Raw genomic sequence first — 15,624 nt, forward strand, 5'->3', positions numbered from 1 at the left:
GGATATGATGATGAAACGTTATCTGCCTCATCCGCTGCTCACGCTGGCTTTGCTGATTGTCTGGGTGTTTCTGGTTAATGAAATCTCGGCTGGTGCCGTGGTTCTGGGTCTGATCCTGGCTGTGATCATTCCGCTGATTACCGCCAATTTCTGGCCGAGCCGTCCGAAAGTGCGCAATGCCTATGCCATTTGTGAATATGGTCTGGTGGTGATGTGGGACATTCTGGTCGCCAACGTTGTGGTGGCGGGCTTGATCCTGTTTCGCAAGGCCGAAAGCCTTGAGTCAAAAAGTGTTGTCGTGCCGCTTGATCTGACCTCGCCCGAGGCGATCACGACCCTTGCCGGAACAATCACCATGACGCCGGGAACCGTGACGATTGATCTGAGTGCAGACGCCAAGAGCCTTTTGGTTCACTGCCTGCATGCACCTGATCCGCAAAGTGTCGTGGACGAGATCAAGGACCGCTACGAACGCCGTCTGAAGGAGATTTTCGAATGATCGAATATGCACTGAATTTCGGCTTCGTCTGTGTGGCTTTGGCGCTTTTGATGAACCTGTATCGTTTGACAATGGGGCCGACGACCGCGGATCGCGTGTTGGCGGTGGATACCATGGCGATCAACGCGATTGCGCTGCTGGTCCTGTATGGGATTGGTCAGGCAACGGCGATGTATTTCGAAGGGGCGTTGCTGTTTGCGATGTTCGGTTTTGTTTCCACCGTGGCCTATTGCAAGTTCGTCTTGCGCGGCGACATCATCGAATAAGGGAGCGATAAGATGCCATTTGTTGTTGAACTTATCATTTCGCTTCTGATCGTGATTGGCGGGGCGTTCCTGCTGGTCGGGTCATTCGGGATGATCAAGCTGCGCGATCTTTTGCCGCGTCTGCATGCGCCGACCAAGGCCAGCACCGTCGGGTTGGGAAGCCTTTTGATTGCATCGATGCTGTTCTTCTGGATCGAGCGCGGTCATTTCACCATCCATGAATTGCTGATCACGCTGTTCATCTTCCTGACTGCACCGATCACGGCGAACCTGATTGCCAAGGCCTATATGCTGCTGAATGTCGATCCGCATAAGGATCTGCCACCAAGCAAGCAGGATGAAGGCTGGGCAACCTTTGATCCGGTCGGGCCAGAGGGTTACGATCCGAGCGAGGAATATCAGAAAAAGAAAACCTGAAAGGACGGGGACCTTTGATACGACAAACGGCACCGATCATCCGGTGCCGTTTTTGTTAGGATCAACTCATCACCTCGCAATATTGGATACCCGATGCAGTTTGAAACCAACCGCCTGATCTTGCGCCCGCGTAGGATGGATGATTTTGATGCCTGCCTTGCCATGGATAAGGCGCCCGGTGTCCTTGATTTCATCAGAGGGCCGTGGGATGACGAAGATGCGCATCGCACTTTCATTGCGGCACGGATTAAACAGGATTACGGCAAGGGGCTTGGCTATTGGTCAATCTTTACCAAACACAACCCGGATCATTTCATGGGCTGGATGTTGCTGATCCCGGAAGACGCCGTTGGTCCCGACATCGAAATCGGCTGGCGGTTACATCCCGACCATCATGGTAAAGGTATAGGGTTTGAGGCAGGATGCGCAATTGTGGATCATGCCTTTGCGAATGTCGGTTTGGATCGCATCGTGGCCAGGATTGATCGGCGGAATCTGGCATCCTGTCGTTTGGCCGAAAAGCTTGGTATGCGGGCGCGCAACCAAGACGATGGTGACGTGTTTTATGAACTGACGCATGCCGAATATCGTGCCAAACGATAATGCCATTGTCTGGCCAAATCCTGCTTGCTATGACGGTGTAAAGAGAGAGAACACCGCCCATGCCAGACTTTTCCATAGAAGACCACTATGCCGGACGTATCGCCGGGATTGATGAGGTTGGTCGTGGCCCGCTTGCCGGGCCGGTGGTTGCGGCTGCGGTGATCCTGCCACGCGATGAACGGCTTCCTGACGTTTTGGTCAATGAGCTTAATGATTCCAAAAAGCTGTCTGCCAAAAAGCGCCATCGCCTGTTTGAGGTGATCATGGGCTGTGCAGAGGTCGGCATCGGTGCGGCATCGGTCCGAGAGATTGATCAGATCAATATCTTGCAGGCGACCTATGTTGCCATGCGCCGCGCGGTTGATCGGCTCGATCGTGTGCCTGATCAGGCATTGGTGGATGGCAACCGTGATCCCGGATTGCCGTGTGATGTGGAAACCGTGGTAAAGGGCGATAGCAAGTCGCTATCGATTGCTGCGGCTTCGATTGTTGCCAAGGTGGTACGTGATCGCGCCATGACACGCCTTGCAGTGCGCTATCCATTCTTTGGCTGGGAAGGCAATGCGGGCTATGGCGTCAAAAAGCACATGCTGGGGCTTGATGAAGTCGGACCAACCCCGCATCACCGCAGAAGCTTCAAGCCGATTGCTGATCTGTTCGAAGCAATGATGGCTGAGCGCTAACGCCGAATAACTAAGCCAACGCGATCCGGATACGTGGTTCGATATGCGCGCGAACCAGATCGGTTTCATCTTCTTCACGTGTCACTGCAGCAAAGCCGTTTGCGTGACGAATTTCGACGCGTTCGTGAACCCGGCATTCGGTGCGGAACTGGATATCAAGGCTTTCAGGATGGAAGTCCGGCCGGTTGTTTGGCCCAGCCACGCCGAGCACCCATTGCATCAGACGGACATTATTGACGTGCCCATAAAGGTCGAGGTCCGATGGGCGTGCCTTGATGGTGTCGCAAGGGCGGCTCGATCAATTTCGGGCCGGGCGGATTGGGCAGGCGTTCAGAAATCCAGTCTGGCCATTGCGCAGCACGGCGTTCGCGCAGATCAAACATCACCCAGAAGCTTTGTGCGACACCAATGACCTCGCCCTTACTGTTGCGCAGGCGGAAATCACGGGTGGCAACCCGACGCGACACACCTGATGGCCATGTTTCGACAAGAATGTCTTCGCCATTACCGGGATAATCGCGGACATGGATCACCATTCGGGCAAGTACCCATGCGATCCCCTGATCCACCGTATCGTCATAGGCCAGCTTCAGGATGCGTGCCCCCCAACCTGCGGCGTCCTGCATGTAATCAGCCAGTGCAGGCAACATCACCTTGCCATTGTCACCGATCTCGGAATAGCGCACGCGATAGGTGCCAGCCCAGCCACAATTGGCGGGACGTTCAGCAGTTGCGATCTTGTTCCAGTCGATAGTCATTGTGGGGCACCTCGGTCAATGTCTGTCTGCATGTATATGGCAAAAGTGTGCTGACAGGCAAATCGCAGTGATCCAAATTAAATAAACATAATTGCATATTGAAAATATTGATGTGTGCGCGTTCGATCATGCGCTAGGCTGTATAGATCGGGGAAATCAGATGGTTGAGGCAGACGTTATGGCGGCTCGGTCCTACAACAAGACAAAGCGATTGACCAAAGAACAGGAAACCCATCGTAAGATCATGGATGCGGCATTGTCCCTTTATGGTTCTGTGGGGCCAGCAGCAACCACCATTAGTGCTGTTGCCGATAAGGCATCTGTTCAGCGCCTGACGATTTATCGCCATTTCCCGCAGGAAACCGGCCTGATGGATGAAGCCATCACGACCTGGTTTGCGGAAAACCCGCTACCCGATCCATCGGAATGGCGTGACGGGGTTGCGCGTGATAACTGGCCGATCGCGATCCTGAGCATGCTGTATAGCTATTTCAGTGACACAAGTGATGTGCTGCCGGGTTTGTTGAATGATCGATCCAAGCTGGCGCATCTTGATGATTTGCTGAGCAGCTTCGATCAGCAGATCAATGTGATGTATTCCGATATTCTTGGTTGTCAGTCGGCAAAGCGTCAGGCGAGTGATCTGGTGAAGTCCGTGGTGCGCCACGCCGTAACATTTTCAACATGGCAAAGCCTGTCGCACAACAGTCTTGATACGGTCGAAATCGCAGCCCTGATGGAAGATTGGGTGCAGCGGTGCCCACATGGATAACTTGCTGTTATCATTTTAAATAAACAATGATGTTCATTTAAAATGATGGTTTCTGGCGCATCTTCTTGGTGTCGCCGCGCTTCTTCTTTGTATCAACACGTTTGCGCTTTGCTGACAGGCTGGGGCGGGTTTTGACCCGGAATTTCTTGCGCTCGGCTGCCTTGCGCAACAATGCCACAAGCCGTTCGATGGCATCCTGCTTGTTGCGTTCCTGAGTGCGGTGACGCTGGGCATCAAAAACAATCTCGCCATCATTGGTCAGCTTGCTTCCGGCCAACTCACGCAGGCGGGTTCGCACACGATCTGGCAGTTCGGTCAGATCATCAATGCGCACGCGCATTTGCACGGCACTGGATACCTTGTTGACGTTCTGACCACCCGGACCGGACGCGCGCACAAACTGAAACTGCAGATGGCGTTCATCCAAATACAGGCCATTTTCAATTTCAATCATGGGAAATCGCGCGGTTTTGCTGTGTCATCGGGACGGTAAAAATAACTGAGTGTAATGGTCGGCTATTGATTGAATTTCAGAATTTCTGCGCCTACATTACAGGCGTCTAACCTGTCAGGGGTGGGACGGACTGTAAACAGGAAATCAATGCTGCGCGTATCGCATATCTATCTTGCCCTTGGATGGCTTTCGGTTGGGCTTGGCGTCATCGGCATCTTTTTGCCGTTGCTTCCAACCACACCTTTCATGTTGCTGGCGGCCTGGCTGTTTGCCAAGGGATCGCCACGGCTTCATGACTGGATTTGCAACCATCCGCGTTTTGGCGAACCCATCCGTCAATGGAATGAGCATGGCGTGATTAATCGTCGGGCCAAAACCCTTGCGATGGTGGCGTTTCTTGTTGTGATTACTGCATCACTTGTTTTCGTCGAAAACCGCTGGGTGGTGATGATCCAGCTTCTGGTCGCGATCCCGGTCAGTTGCTTTATCCTGTCGCGTCCATCTGAACCACGTTTGGCGAAGGCGTCCGGATCGGTCGGCACGGGCCAGTAGATTTCAGGGTTGCGACAGGCTTATCCGGTCTTCTTGCGCTTCAATTCGTCCTGACAGGTTTCTTCCAGCTTATCGAGCTCATCAAGTGTCGCATCGATGTCTTCGCGCTGTTTGCGAAGCGTTTCGCGGCGCTCGTTGACCTTGTCGACAAGGGTGGTCAGCTGGGTGATCTCGCTGCGGTCGCCGTCATAAAGATCCAACAAATCGCGGATTTCCTTAAGCGAGAAACCCAAACGTTTGCCGCGCATGATCAGACGCAGGCGGACGCGATCGCGCTGGCTATAGATACGGGTTTGACCCTGCCGTTCGGGCGAAATGAGTTCCTGATCCTCATAAAACCGGATGGTTCTGGTGGTGACTTCGAACTCACGGGCAAGGTCGGTGATGGAGTAACTGTCAGTCATGGTGGCTCAATCATCTTTACGCTTACGTAAACTGAAAGCTACATGCTTTCGGAAGCGGCGACAATCGACAATTCCTTGGGCAGCTCGACACAGAATGTGCTGCCTTCGCCCGGTGCGCTTGTGACATCAAGCGTTCCGCCATGGCGATCAGTGATCTTTTTACAGATCGCAAGACCAATACCGGTCCCGGCATAGTCGCCATACCCATGCAGGCGTTTGAAGATTTCAAAGATGGTTTCGTGATATTGCGGTTCGATCCCGATGCCATTATCGGCAACAAATACCCGGTAACTGTTGGGGGTCTCGGATGCAAATATCCGGACCTGCCCTGTTTTGGGATCGCTATATTTAAGCCCGTTTGAAACAAGGTTTTGAAACAGGAGCAGCAACTGGCTGGCATCGCCCATGACGGTGGGAAGCGATCCTTCGCGGATGATGTTGCCTTCGGGTGCGGAGCCCGCACGTTTGAAGTTGGTCATGATAGCATCAAACAGATCATCCAGCGGCACAGGATGGAACGGTTTGCCGTGACGACCAACCCGTGACAGGGTCAGGAGATCATCGATCATGCGCTGCATGCGCTGGGTGCCATCAACGGCATAATGAATGAATTCATCAGCCGTATCGTCAAGCTGCCCCTGATAGCGCCGGGCAAGAAGCTGGGTATAGCTTGAAACCATGCGCAGTGGTTCTTGCAAGTCGTGCGACGCCGCATAGGCAAACTGTTCAAGTTCGCTGTTGGAACGTTCAAGTTCCTGCATGGTGCGCTGAATTTCCATCTCGTGGCGTTTGCGCTGGGAAATATCGCGCAGCGTAATGATGTAGTGATAGCGCTGATCAGCGGAAAAATGACTGATCGCAACTTCAAGCGGCACGGTTCGCCCCGAAAGCGTGCATGCCAGAACCTCGATCACGCCGGTACCAAGATCGGTCAGAAGGCGATCTGCTGGTGGCGGGGTGAGGGGCGTGTGTTCACTGTCAGGCAGCAGGAAGCGAATGATATTGCGCAGTTCCGGATCACCCGTCGGGTCGCAAAGTTCCTGCGCGCGTGCATTCAGCGGCTCGATCGTGCCGTCATCAGATGCCACCAGGATGGCGTCAATGGTGTTTTGCAAGATGGCGCGCGTACGGTCTTCGCTGCGCTTGGATTGGGTTACCAGATCGGCCAGTTCGGATGCCTGTTGACGCAACAGCCGGTCACGCTGAACTGCCAATGTCACATCACGAATGATCAGCGAACAGAGCGTTCCGTTATTCTTGGTTTTGATCGGATGAACGCGAATGGATTGCTCCATCCGCTCAAAGGTCGCGGCAAATTGCGGCAGCGGGCGCAATGGCAACGCCCCCTGATTAAGTGACGGCGAAATCACCGCGGGCATACCAAATTTCAGGCAATCATCAATCGCCAGACTAACGCGGCCAAGTTTGGTTTCAGGAAAGACATCATCGAGATGTTTGCCAATCACATCATCAGCAGGCAGACCCGACCTGCTTTGCATCCATTGGTTCCAATGGCAGATGGTGCGGTTTGGCGCCAAGGCCACCAATCCGGTATCGGCAGTATCAAGCAAGGCCGCAAACAGCTCGGCCGCATTCCCCTCACGATCAAGGTCGAAGGTGGTATCGGCTTCTGTGGTTTGCGTTGCCTCAGGCTTTTTCATCTGCCGTTCCCGTTAACCGAGCGAGTTGGCGATAAAGCGCCGGACCAGTTCGCGCAGCATCTGAATGGAATCAAGATCCATGACAAACAGGACATAGCCATCAATATCATTCTGACGCAGCATGAACTGAACATGCAGGATCATCAGGACCGGCTTTTTACCGGCATCACCATTGGTGGCATCGTCATCAAGCAGTGATCGTGTTTCACGCTTGCGGAAGGTTGGCATCGAACAATTGATCGGCTCGCCCAACACATTTGAAATGCTGCCAAGGCAGGCATTCAAGATGATGTTGCCAACTTCCATCAGGGCTTCTTGTTCGAGATCGGTCAGGGTGTTGAGCGGTACATCGACCTTAAGCAGGCTTCGGACCAGTTCAAGACTGCGTTCTTCGGGGAAGACCAGCATTGCTTCGCCCTTGAACGGACCATCGAAGCTTTGGCTGACGGCTGAAACAACGTCGGTTGCGGCCTTTGCCAGTTCGGTATCGGAAAACCGTTCGACAAAGGTGATGCGCGGCACGGTCAGTTCGACCGGCTGTTCAACCATTTCAGACAAAGAGGACGCAGCACGACCGACACCGATATTGATCAGTTCACTGATGGTGTCATGTTCAAGTTCGCTCAGATCGATCATTGGGCAGCTTCCTGTGCCGCAAGATAGTCGCGAATTTTCTCTTCAGTCGGCGGCTTGGCGATGAAGTCCAGTCCGAGGCTTGCGGCTTTTTTCTGGATTTCCTGCTGAATATTGGCAGTCAGAAGGGCAATTACAGCATCGGGGAAACGCGCGCGCAGCTTTTCACCCAGTTCCAGCCCGTCCATGCCCGGCATGTTGAAATCCAAAAGCAGGTAATCATAAGTCTTGCCGTCGACCAGGGCGAGGGCCTTGTCAGCATCTTCTGCCTCGTCAATTTCCCAATCGGTGAAGTTGCTGGAAATAAATGCCTTCACCAGAAGACGGGCAAATTTGCTGTCATCGACAAGCAGGACGGATCTTTTGTGGGCCATGTGTTTTCTCGGTTATCGTTCTTTTTGGTTCGTTTATCTGCGCCAATTGTGGGGTTTGCAGAGCTCTAGCTTGTTTGTTCTATGGCGGACAGGCGCCGTATGTGATGGACGATCTCGGATGGTGGTTGCGGTGTTGCGATCAGGAAGCCCTGTACTTCGTCGCACCCGCTTTCACGCAGGAAGTCCATTTGTTCATTTGTTTCCACACCTTCTGCCACGACATTGAGGCCAAGGTTATGACCCATCGCAATGATGGTCTTGGTAATAGCGGCATCATCGGTATCGATCGTCACATCACGGACAAAGGATCGGTCAATCTTGATCGAATTGATCGGCAGACGCTTGAGATAGGCCAGTGACGAATATCCCGTGCCAAAATCATCAACCGCAATCTGCAGGCCCAAATGGCGCAACTCGTCAAGAATGGTCGCGGCCTTTTTGATTTCCTGCATCATGACGGTTTCAGTGATTTCAAGGACAATCCGCGCAGCAGGGGTGCCGGTTTCACTTAATATCCGCGAAATGGTTTCAGTGATGTGGCCTTCGATCAATTGCCTTGGAGACAGGTTGATTGCAATGGCAAGTGGCGGCAGTGATTGGGCATCCCATTCTGATATCTGACGGCATACTTCACGGATCACCCATTCGCCGATTTTGCCGATCAGACCAGTTTCCTCAGCCACGGGGATGAATTGCATCGGCGAGATATAGCCACGACCCGGTTGCTTCCAGCGGATCAGGGCTTCCATGCCGCAAATACGGTCCGTGCGAAGATCGACCTTGGGCTGGTAATACAGTTCGAACTGATTGTTGGCCAGTGCTTCGCGCAGATCGTTTTCGATCACCAAGCGCGCCATCGCACTTTCATTCATGGTCTTGGTGAAGAAGTGATATGTCCCGCCGCCACCGGACTTCGCACTATACATCGCCGTATCGGCATTGCGCATTAGGGTCGGGAAGTCTTCCCCGTCAGATGGATAAAGGGCAATACCAATCGATGGGGTAACAAACAAAACGCGCCCCTTGATGTCAAAGGCTGGTGCCAGCGCATCAAGCACGGCTTGGGACAGGATCGCCGCGTCCTGGGTTTCCTTCAGGTCCGGGATGATGATCAAAAACTCGTCGCCGCCCAAGCGCCCAACAACTTCCTGACGGCCAATCACCTTTTGCAGGCGCAGGCCAACAGCCTTAAGCAGCAAGTCACCCACACCGTGACCAAGGCTGTCATTGATCACCTTGAACCGGTCGAGATCGATGAAAAGAACCGCTGTTGCACCACGACGGACCGCAATATTGTCGCGATGGGTTTTAAGTGCGTTTGATAGGCTATGTTCCAGCATGCTGCGGTTGGGCAAGTTGGTCAGCGTGTCGTGGTTGGCCATATAAACCAGTTGTTCTTCGTAGCGCTTGCGCACCGTGATGTCGTTTAAAACGGCGGTCATCAAAGGTGTGGCTGTATCCGGGATCATACGAAGAGCAACCGAAACGTCGATTTCCTTCTGATCGGCGCGCACGATGGGAAGGGTGATGCGCTTTTCCACAGCACTGCTGCCCGGTGCATGGGATGCCAGGTCTTCGAGTGTATGTTCGAGAAGCGGGATCGCGCGCGGCATCAGGAATTCATGCAAGGTACGGCCTTGCGGTGTTTCATCGCGCATCAGGCCAAGGAGCTGTTTGGTAGCCGCATTATATTCAACAATCCGGCCCGTTGGCGTGATGGTCAGGATGCCGTCGGCGACGTTTTGCACAATCGCGTTCAGCTGACTTTCGCGGTCGCGCACCTGTTGCTCAGTGGTGCGAAGCTTCTCAAGCGTGGTTGAGATGCGATCTATCAGATTGCGCGTCGTCTGCAAGATCATGCCAAGTTCGTCGCGGGCATGAGAAGGCGGGATATCAATGGCTTCGGGATCGGGGTTCTGCGGATCAATTTTGCGCAGTTGTTCGGAAATGCGCAGAAGTGGTTTGGTCAGGGTGGCATAGAAGAACGCGACAAGTACCAGACCGAGCAACAGGTTGCGCAAGATGCCCGATGTTAAGATGCGCGTTGCACGGTTGAGGAAGCCACCGGCAATCATGTCTGTATCGATCTTGACGCTTAGATGGCCAACAAGGTCCCCGGCGTTTCCAGTCAGAAGCTGAATTTCATATTGCTGATTTTCGCCAAACATCAGTTTGGTCAGGAATGATCGGCTTGAGCTGATTTGTTCTTCGGATTGTTTGGCGAGGATATTGTTGAAGTTGTCACGAAGGACAGCTTCATAGACCGGTTCATATTCAAAAATGCCTGAAACAACCCGCGCGGCCAGCGTTTCATCCAGGCCATAGGCGGCCTGGGTCGCGGATTCGCGCAAAGTTGCCAAAACCTGTTTTACCGTGCGGTCAATCAGGTTCTGTTCTTCACGTAAATCCCAGGCAATTTGGATGGCGCTAAACAGAAGTCCAATCAGCAAGGTGAGGGCGACCGCAATCCTTGCCTGTTTGACAGACAACCGGTCACGCCACTTAAGCCGTTGCTGATCAAGGCTTTTGTCAGGCACTCTGCACCCCAAGTTTTCGCAAATCCCAACTGACCCAAAGCACACTATGGCTTTGCGGGGTCAAAAGCAATTCTCGCACGGTTCTGGGAGCTGGAAAAACACAAAGAAATCTGTATGGTCTGCGCTGCTTTGCCGCAGTTATTTGATCGATCCCAATCCGGATCGGTGCTGCATTGCGACAAAAACAGAATACTACGCAAAAAATAGGGGTTTTATTGGAGTTGCACACAAGAGCTGTGCGTGATAACCCAATCCCCGAGAGAGAACAAGGCCGAACGCGGGTGCAGCCGCAGCCCGGCCCAGCAACCTGTACGGAGTTACACCATGACCTATGTGGTGACGGAAAACTGCATCAAGTGTAAGTATCAGGACTGCGTCGAGGTTTGCCCCGTCGATTGCTTCTATGAAGGTGAAAACTTCCTGGTGATTCACCCTGATGAATGCATCGATTGTGGCGTGTGCGAACCCGAGTGCCCCGCTGAAGCGATTATTCCTGATACTGAGCCGAATCTGGATAACTGGTTGGAACTTAACCGCAAGTTCGCCGAAATCTGGCCGAATATCACCCGCAAAGGCGATGCTCCGGCAGATGCTGACGAATGGAACGGGAAAACCGGCAAGACCGAAATGCTGTCCGAAGCACCGGGCGCAGGCGACTGATTGTCGGACTAAACCCCGAGATTTTATACGATTTTTAACCCGCTGGCCTTTGCCAGTGGGTTAAACGCATGGCTGCATTGAGCCATGTGCCGGGAAATTTTCTGTGAACCGGTGGCGTGTTGTGCTATGTTGGTCAACTCGCGTTAAGGGCTCGACAGGCTCGTTCCGAATTGTCGGATCTCCGTTTTTTGTAATCCCTGTCTGAAACCGCGACTTCGCCAAAAGCTTGGTCGTGTGCAGCTCTTCGCGTCACTGGGTCTATAGTGTTACAGTTGAATGACCAGACCTGTTTTGGTCGGAAGGATGCTTGATGTCGGATAAGTTGCCCTTTGCTGTTGGCGATTACGTTGTTTACCCCGCGCACGGTGTTGGCTGTGTTGACGGCCTGGAAACCCAGGAAATCGCGGGTCAGGAATTACGCCTTTATGTGATTACCTTTGAATCCAGCCGCATGACTTTGCGTGTGCCGGTGAACAAGGTGGGTAACTCTGGTCTGCGCAAGCTGTCCTCGAAAAAGCAGATGGATTCTGCGCTCATTACCCTTAAGGGCCGTGCACGTGTAAAACGCACCATGTGGTCGCGCCGCGCGCAGGAATATGAAGCAAAGATCAATTCCGGTGATCCGGTATCCATCGCAGAAGTGGTTCGTGACCTGCATCGCAGCGCGACCCAGCCGGAACAGTCCTTCTCCGAACGTCAGATTTACGAAGCAGCTTTCGAGCGCCTCGTTGATGAACTGGCTGCGATCGAGAAGATCGACAAGGACAAGGCTTCGGGCAAACTCGAAAAGCTTCTGCAAAAAGCTGCCTGATTGCATAAGTCAGCTATACAACTATTTATAAAAACCGGCCCACAAGGTATCCTTGGGCCGGTTTTGTTTTTGTTTTAGGCAGGTTACAGCGATGAGTGCAGTTCTGGCGCCGATTAAGCCGGCCGATAGAATCTGGGTTGTCGGCGCAATCAACGGTGATTACCGCGCATTGCGTGTCGTCCACCAAAAGCTTGCAGAACGTGTTCGCCCCGGCGACCGGCTTGTCTATCTTGGCAATTACTGGGGCGATGGATCGGGCGAACATGTTGTCACCACGATCAACGAGCTTCTGCTGTTCCGCCGTTACTTCATTGCCATTGATGGCGTTGATATTGCCGATATTGCGTTCCTGCGCGGTGCTGCTGAAGAAATGCTGTCCAAACTCCAGCAAATCCAGTTTGCCCCGAATCCGGGTGAAGTTTTTGACTGGATGCTGTCGCGCGGTGTTGCCGGAACAGTGCGTGCCTATGGCTTTGACCCGGCCCATGTTCAAACCACGATGCGTCAGGGCGCACATGCGATTTCTCAATGGACATCGATGTTTGGCGATGCGCTTCGCCGACACAGTGGCCATAACGCGTTGATGTCTGATCTCAAACATGCGGCATATTCCACCGATGGTCGTTTGATTTTTGTGCATGCTGGACTGGATGGTTCGCGTCCACTTACCGGGCAGACCGACACATTCTGGTGGGGCGGTTCGATGTTTGAGGCAATTACCGAACGTTATTACGACTGCGCACGTATTGTGCGCGGTTCTTCGCACGGGCAGGCCGGATTGCAGGAGCGTGAATTTACCCTGTCAATTGATGGCGGAGCTGGCCGTGGTGGTCATTTGATTGCTGCGGCCCTTGATGGTCATGGCAAGATTGTTGATCATATCACGAGCGCATAAGCCGCTCATCTTGAGTGGATTAAAAGAAAAGGCAGCATTTTCATGCTGCCTTTTGTGTTTTTGGGTGTTGATCGCAGTCGGATCAGTTACGCACGACCTTGACCAATGATCCGGTCGCCGGTACCTCTCCGTCATCAAGGCCATTGATGGTGGCAAAGACTTCGGCTGGCGCGCGATCGACCTGCATGTCATCGATAAATGTCTGCAAGGTGTATTCCGGGTTCACTGCACGGACCTTGATGCGAAGTGGTGTGTATATCTGCTTTTCACGGCTGCTGAGCGGGCGGAAGCTATAGGTCGTTCGGCGAAGCGGCAGGTTATAACTATCGGCCTGATCAAGTGGTGTGATGAACAGGAACTGATAAGCGGACTCGCCATGACGGATCACAACAACGCGCAGGCGCGCTGATCCGGAACGTAGCGATACATCGGCATTGCCCGTGGCGGCTTCTTGGCCATCAATATCAATCATCTCGATATTGCGGATGGCAATCTGGCGCGAGAAGCCATTTTGCAGATACTGATCCAGCCGCATGTCTTTTGCCCCGGGCGCACCTTCAAAGATGATCTGCGCACCTTTGTCATCCTTGGCGGTAACAGCCGTTGGCTGGTTGGTCATGGTAAAGCCTTCCGGGACTTCAAATCGGAAGTCCAGCGGCACATGCACAAACTCGCGCCCACGCACATAGCCCTGATCCGGGCCGTCGCCATAAAGGATGCCGTCAATCGCTGTCATATAGCGCACGGTGCCAAGTTCCGGATTGGCGACTTCGGTCACGTTGGCGCGCTGATGGGCGAGTTGAATGCGATCAAGAGTACGCGGGTGGGTTGCCATGAAATCATATTGGTCTATAGCATCTGGCGATCGTCCGGCCATAACGGCTTGTAGTCTTGAATGCGCGCGAAGCTTCTCAAGGAAGGTTGCCATGGCATCGGGATCGTACCCGGCCTTGGTGATATAGCGCACGCCAAGCATATCGGCTTCAAACTCATGCTCGCGCGAGAAGGATTTTAAATAGGCATTGGCACCTGCACCAATCAAATCACCCGCGCCATTGCCAATCGCGATCGATAGACCACCGGCAAGAATTTGCGTCAGGACGCCACGGCTGTAACGTTGCGCTGAATGGCGTGCGACCACATGGCCAATTTCATGGGCGACCACGCCGGCAAGTTCGGCTTCATTGGTGGCAAGGGCAGCCAAGCCACGCGTGATATAGACATAACCACCAGGCAGTGCGAAGGCGTTTACAACCGGGGAATCAAGGACGGTGAAGGTAAACTTTTCGTTCGGGGTTTCTGATACGGCGACCAGTTTTTCACCGATTTCAGTGACGTATTTTTGCAGGTCTATTTCGGTATATTGACCACCGAATTCCTTGACCATTTTCGGATGTTCTTGCGACCCGATCTGCTTTTCTTCGTCGGGTGACATGAAGGCGGTGAAGCTGTCTTCGCCGGTGGCGCGGTTGGTCGAGCAGCCTGCCAATGTGGTGCTTAGTGCAATTGCTGCCAGTATGGCGACAAGGTGCTTGTTATGTCCGAACTTCAACCAGCCCATTGATATCTTTCCTCATCCTGCTCTGCCGCGTAAGCTGCAGAAAGCTCCCCGGCGAAACCAAACAGGAATTGGTAACGCGTGTTTCAGGATCATTCAACACATTCAAACAGCACAATTGAACCTGTCAAATGGGGTGATTTTGCGACCAGATTGCTATCAGTGTTCGTTTGGACGTTGGGTCTGTTAGTCATCGTGTCCGCATCCAACGTCTCTGCCAGTGAATGGCGATGCGGAACCGAGATCAATGGCAGCGCCTCTGCTGACCAAGCTGTGACTGAGCCTGCCTTGCGCACCAGTCTGTCGGTCGAGGCTGTCGACGCATTCACTTCCGTCGATCTGCCGGGTTTGAAGCTCAAATTGCCCGACGTAACCTTTGTGCCTGAGGTGGAAGCAGAATCACTCGCTTGGCTACGGAGCGCCAGTGCTGCGAAGGTCTCTGTCACATTGCTCGCTGATCGCCCAGACTTTCTTGGCCGAACAATTGCGGAGGTAAAGGAGAGTTCGAATATCACGGCTTCAGACTGGCAATTGCAATTATTGAATGCCGGGTTGGCGATGCTATTGCCGCAAGGCTCGAGGGAATTGAGGGCGCTGGTCCAAGCAGAGGATCAGGCAATAAGTGCAGAAATCGGCATGTGGGCAGACCAGAATGCTGCGACGAGCTATCATGTCTCGACATTTCCCGCATCAGCCGGGATAAACTTGCCAAGCGTTACGGATGCAGTCGGGCGCTTTGTTGTCGTGGATGGGATCATCCAAAGCATCGAACATCAGGAATGGCGCAGCTACCTTAATTTCGGCAAGGATTGGCGTCGCGATTTCACGATTGCCTTGGGTAAAGAAACTCGTGAGTCTCTGTTTGGTGCTCAAGATTTTCAATCCAGGTTGGATCGTTTGGTTGGCGCGAAAACACGGGTGCGCGGTGTTATCGAAAATCGTGGGGGACCTTATATCGCCTTACACAATCTTGCGTGGTTTTGTGTGATGTCCGAATAGAGACTTGTTCTCGTATCCGTAATCATGAGATTGATTTTACTGCGCTGCCACCATTCAGACGCAACTGTCCAAAGAACACCGATGAGGT

20 protein-coding genes are annotated in these 15,624 nt (G+C 53.2%); 11 read left to right on the plus strand and 9 right to left on the minus strand.

The window, feature by feature from the left end; all coding sequences use genetic code 11:
- Positions 1-10: 10 nt before the first annotated feature.
- The 5 genes from ACMZ66_RS12830 (at position 11) to ACMZ66_RS12850 (ending at position 2,468) form a co-directional block, all read left to right on the plus strand.
- Positions 11-499, plus strand: a complete 489-nt coding sequence (locus ACMZ66_RS12830; protein WP_416937598.1) for a Na+/H+ antiporter subunit E — start codon at positions 11-13, stop codon at positions 497-499.
- Entirely contained in the window at positions 496-765 is a 270-nt protein-coding gene (locus tag ACMZ66_RS12835) for a K+/H+ antiporter subunit F (protein WP_416937599.1), read from the plus strand. Before ACMZ66_RS12830 ends, ACMZ66_RS12835 begins: the two co-directional genes overlap by 4 nt.
- A 12-nt stretch (positions 766-777) precedes the next feature.
- Positions 778-1,182, plus strand: a complete 405-nt coding sequence (locus ACMZ66_RS12840; RefSeq protein WP_416937600.1) for a Na+/H+ antiporter subunit G — start codon at positions 778-780, stop codon at positions 1,180-1,182.
- 93 nt (positions 1,183-1,275) lie between these two features.
- Positions 1,276-1,785: a GNAT family N-acetyltransferase gene (locus tag ACMZ66_RS12845; protein ID WP_416937601.1), complete on the plus strand. Its 510-nt coding sequence runs from the start codon at positions 1,276-1,278 to the stop codon at positions 1,783-1,785.
- Positions 1,786-1,844: 59 nt separating this feature from the next.
- Entirely contained in the window at positions 1,845-2,468 is a 624-nt protein-coding gene (locus tag ACMZ66_RS12850; protein WP_416937602.1) for a ribonuclease HII, read from the plus strand.
- A 10-nt stretch (positions 2,469-2,478) separates the two neighbouring features.
- Here ACMZ66_RS12850 and ACMZ66_RS12855 read toward each other — a convergent pair whose 3' ends face one another.
- Positions 2,479-2,688, minus strand: a complete 210-nt coding sequence (locus ACMZ66_RS12855) for a hypothetical protein (RefSeq protein ID WP_416937603.1) — start codon at positions 2,686-2,688, stop codon at positions 2,479-2,481.
- A gap of 10 nt (positions 2,689-2,698) precedes the next feature.
- A complete protein-coding gene (locus ACMZ66_RS12860; RefSeq protein ID WP_416937604.1) occupies positions 2,699-3,226 on the minus strand; it encodes an acyl-[acyl-carrier-protein] thioesterase in 528 nt (175 codons plus the stop codon).
- Positions 3,227-3,386: 160 nt separating this feature from the next.
- Here ACMZ66_RS12860 and ACMZ66_RS12865 point away from each other — a divergent pair, with 160 nt between their 5' ends.
- Positions 3,387-3,998 (plus strand): TetR/AcrR family transcriptional regulator, encoded by a 612-nt coding sequence (locus tag ACMZ66_RS12865; RefSeq protein ID WP_416937605.1) that lies wholly within the window; start codon positions 3,387-3,389, stop codon positions 3,996-3,998.
- A 37-nt stretch (positions 3,999-4,035) separates the two neighbouring features.
- Here the strand turns inward: ACMZ66_RS12865 and arfB are convergent, their stop codons facing one another.
- The gene (arfB, locus tag ACMZ66_RS12870; RefSeq protein ID WP_416937606.1) at positions 4,036-4,452 is read right to left on the minus strand and encodes an alternative ribosome rescue aminoacyl-tRNA hydrolase ArfB; all 417 of its coding nucleotides are present in this window, start codon (positions 4,450-4,452) and stop codon (positions 4,036-4,038) included.
- 147 nt (positions 4,453-4,599) lie between these two features.
- On the opposite strand from arfB, the gene ACMZ66_RS12875 reads away from it, so the two are divergent.
- Positions 4,600-5,004 (plus strand): YbaN family protein, encoded by a 405-nt coding sequence (locus ACMZ66_RS12875; RefSeq protein WP_416937607.1) that lies wholly within the window; start codon positions 4,600-4,602, stop codon positions 5,002-5,004.
- Between the two features lie 20 nt (positions 5,005-5,024).
- Here ACMZ66_RS12875 and ACMZ66_RS12880 read toward each other — a convergent pair whose 3' ends face one another.
- The 5 genes from ACMZ66_RS12880 to ACMZ66_RS12900 form a co-directional block, all read right to left on the minus strand.
- The gene (locus ACMZ66_RS12880; RefSeq protein ID WP_416937608.1) at positions 5,025-5,408 is read right to left on the minus strand and encodes a MerR family transcriptional regulator; all 384 of its coding nucleotides are present in this window, start codon (positions 5,406-5,408) and stop codon (positions 5,025-5,027) included.
- Positions 5,409-5,446: 38 nt separating this feature from the next.
- Positions 5,447-7,069: an ATP-binding protein gene (locus ACMZ66_RS12885; RefSeq protein ID WP_416937609.1), complete on the minus strand. Its 1,623-nt coding sequence runs from the start codon at positions 7,067-7,069 to the stop codon at positions 5,447-5,449.
- A 12-nt stretch (positions 7,070-7,081) separates the two neighbouring features.
- Positions 7,082-7,705, minus strand: coding sequence for a chemotaxis protein CheC (locus ACMZ66_RS12890; protein ID WP_416937610.1), 624 nt, complete (start codon positions 7,703-7,705; stop codon positions 7,082-7,084).
- On the minus strand, positions 7,702-8,076 hold the full coding sequence (locus tag ACMZ66_RS12895) for a response regulator transcription factor (protein WP_416937611.1): 375 nt from the start codon (positions 8,074-8,076) through the stop codon (positions 7,702-7,704). The genes ACMZ66_RS12890 and ACMZ66_RS12895 overlap by 4 nt, the downstream gene beginning before the upstream one ends.
- Before the next feature lie 65 nt (positions 8,077-8,141).
- Positions 8,142-10,613 (minus strand): EAL domain-containing protein, encoded by a 2,472-nt coding sequence (locus ACMZ66_RS12900; RefSeq protein ID WP_416937612.1) that lies wholly within the window; start codon positions 10,611-10,613, stop codon positions 8,142-8,144.
- A gap of 324 nt (positions 10,614-10,937) precedes the next feature.
- Here ACMZ66_RS12900 and fdxA point away from each other — a divergent pair, with 324 nt between their 5' ends.
- From fdxA to ACMZ66_RS12915, 3 genes are all read left to right on the plus strand, one after another.
- The gene (fdxA, locus tag ACMZ66_RS12905) at positions 10,938-11,273 is read left to right on the plus strand and encodes a ferredoxin FdxA (protein WP_416937613.1); all 336 of its coding nucleotides are present in this window, start codon (positions 10,938-10,940) and stop codon (positions 11,271-11,273) included.
- Positions 11,274-11,583: 310 nt separating this feature from the next.
- On the plus strand, positions 11,584-12,084 hold the full coding sequence (locus ACMZ66_RS12910) for a CarD family transcriptional regulator (protein WP_008889261.1): 501 nt from the start codon (positions 11,584-11,586) through the stop codon (positions 12,082-12,084).
- A gap of 91 nt (positions 12,085-12,175) precedes the next feature.
- The gene (locus tag ACMZ66_RS12915; RefSeq protein WP_416937614.1) at positions 12,176-12,979 is read left to right on the plus strand and encodes a hypothetical protein; all 804 of its coding nucleotides are present in this window, start codon (positions 12,176-12,178) and stop codon (positions 12,977-12,979) included.
- Between the two features lie 82 nt (positions 12,980-13,061).
- On the opposite strand, the gene ACMZ66_RS12920 is transcribed toward ACMZ66_RS12915, so the two are convergent.
- Positions 13,062-14,540 carry a M48 family metalloprotease gene (locus ACMZ66_RS12920; protein ID WP_416937615.1) on the minus strand — a complete coding sequence of 493 codons (1,479 nt, stop codon included), beginning with the start codon at positions 14,538-14,540 and terminating at the stop codon, positions 13,062-13,064.
- A 78-nt stretch (positions 14,541-14,618) separates the two neighbouring features.
- Here ACMZ66_RS12920 and ACMZ66_RS12925 point away from each other — a divergent pair, with 78 nt between their 5' ends.
- Positions 14,619-15,536, plus strand: a complete 918-nt coding sequence (locus ACMZ66_RS12925) for a hypothetical protein (protein ID WP_416937616.1) — start codon at positions 14,619-14,621, stop codon at positions 15,534-15,536.
- Positions 15,537-15,624: the final 88 nt, after the last annotated feature.

The sequence above is a fragment of the Thalassospira sp. genome, from assembly GCF_048059015.1.
Taxonomy (GTDB): Bacteria; Pseudomonadota; Alphaproteobacteria; order Rhodospirillales; family Thalassospiraceae; genus Thalassospira.

Bases quoted from the DNA above. Each gene is read 5' to 3' on its own strand.
- ACMZ66_RS12890 (WP_416937610.1), bottom strand. From the start codon at position 7,705: ATGATCGATCTGAGCGAACTTGAACATGACACCATCAGTGAACTGATC.
- ACMZ66_RS12855 (WP_416937603.1), bottom strand. From the start codon at position 2,688: ATGCAATGGGTGCTCGGCGTGGCTGGGCCAAACAACCGGCCGGACTTC.
- ACMZ66_RS12910 (WP_008889261.1), top strand. From the start codon at position 11,584: ATGTCGGATAAGTTGCCCTTTGCTGTTGGCGATTACGTTGTTTACCCC.
- ACMZ66_RS12885 (WP_416937609.1), bottom strand. From the start codon at position 7,069: ATGAAAAAGCCTGAGGCAACGCAAACCACAGAAGCCGATACCACCTTC.
- ACMZ66_RS12920 (WP_416937615.1), bottom strand. From the start codon at position 14,540: ATGGGCTGGTTGAAGTTCGGACATAACAAGCACCTTGTCGCCATACTG.
- ACMZ66_RS12915 (WP_416937614.1), top strand. From the start codon at position 12,176: ATGAGTGCAGTTCTGGCGCCGATTAAGCCGGCCGATAGAATCTGGGTT.
- ACMZ66_RS12845 (WP_416937601.1), top strand. From the start codon at position 1,276: ATGCAGTTTGAAACCAACCGCCTGATCTTGCGCCCGCGTAGGATGGAT.
- ACMZ66_RS12840 (WP_416937600.1), top strand. From the start codon at position 778: ATGCCATTTGTTGTTGAACTTATCATTTCGCTTCTGATCGTGATTGGC.
- ACMZ66_RS12860 (WP_416937604.1), bottom strand. From the start codon at position 3,226: ATGACTATCGACTGGAACAAGATCGCAACTGCTGAACGTCCCGCCAAT.
- arfB (WP_416937606.1), bottom strand. From the start codon at position 4,452: ATGATTGAAATTGAAAATGGCCTGTATTTGGATGAACGCCATCTGCAG.
- ACMZ66_RS12865 (WP_416937605.1), top strand. From the start codon at position 3,387: ATGGTTGAGGCAGACGTTATGGCGGCTCGGTCCTACAACAAGACAAAG.
- ACMZ66_RS12830 (WP_416937598.1), top strand. From the start codon at position 11: ATGAAACGTTATCTGCCTCATCCGCTGCTCACGCTGGCTTTGCTGATT.
- ACMZ66_RS12880 (WP_416937608.1), bottom strand. From the start codon at position 5,408: ATGACTGACAGTTACTCCATCACCGACCTTGCCCGTGAGTTCGAAGTC.
- ACMZ66_RS12895 (WP_416937611.1), bottom strand. From the start codon at position 8,076: ATGGCCCACAAAAGATCCGTCCTGCTTGTCGATGACAGCAAATTTGCC.
- ACMZ66_RS12875 (WP_416937607.1), top strand. From the start codon at position 4,600: ATGCTGCGCGTATCGCATATCTATCTTGCCCTTGGATGGCTTTCGGTT.
- ACMZ66_RS12835 (WP_416937599.1), top strand. From the start codon at position 496: ATGATCGAATATGCACTGAATTTCGGCTTCGTCTGTGTGGCTTTGGCG.
- fdxA (WP_416937613.1), top strand. From the start codon at position 10,938: ATGACCTATGTGGTGACGGAAAACTGCATCAAGTGTAAGTATCAGGAC.
- ACMZ66_RS12850 (WP_416937602.1), top strand. From the start codon at position 1,845: ATGCCAGACTTTTCCATAGAAGACCACTATGCCGGACGTATCGCCGGG.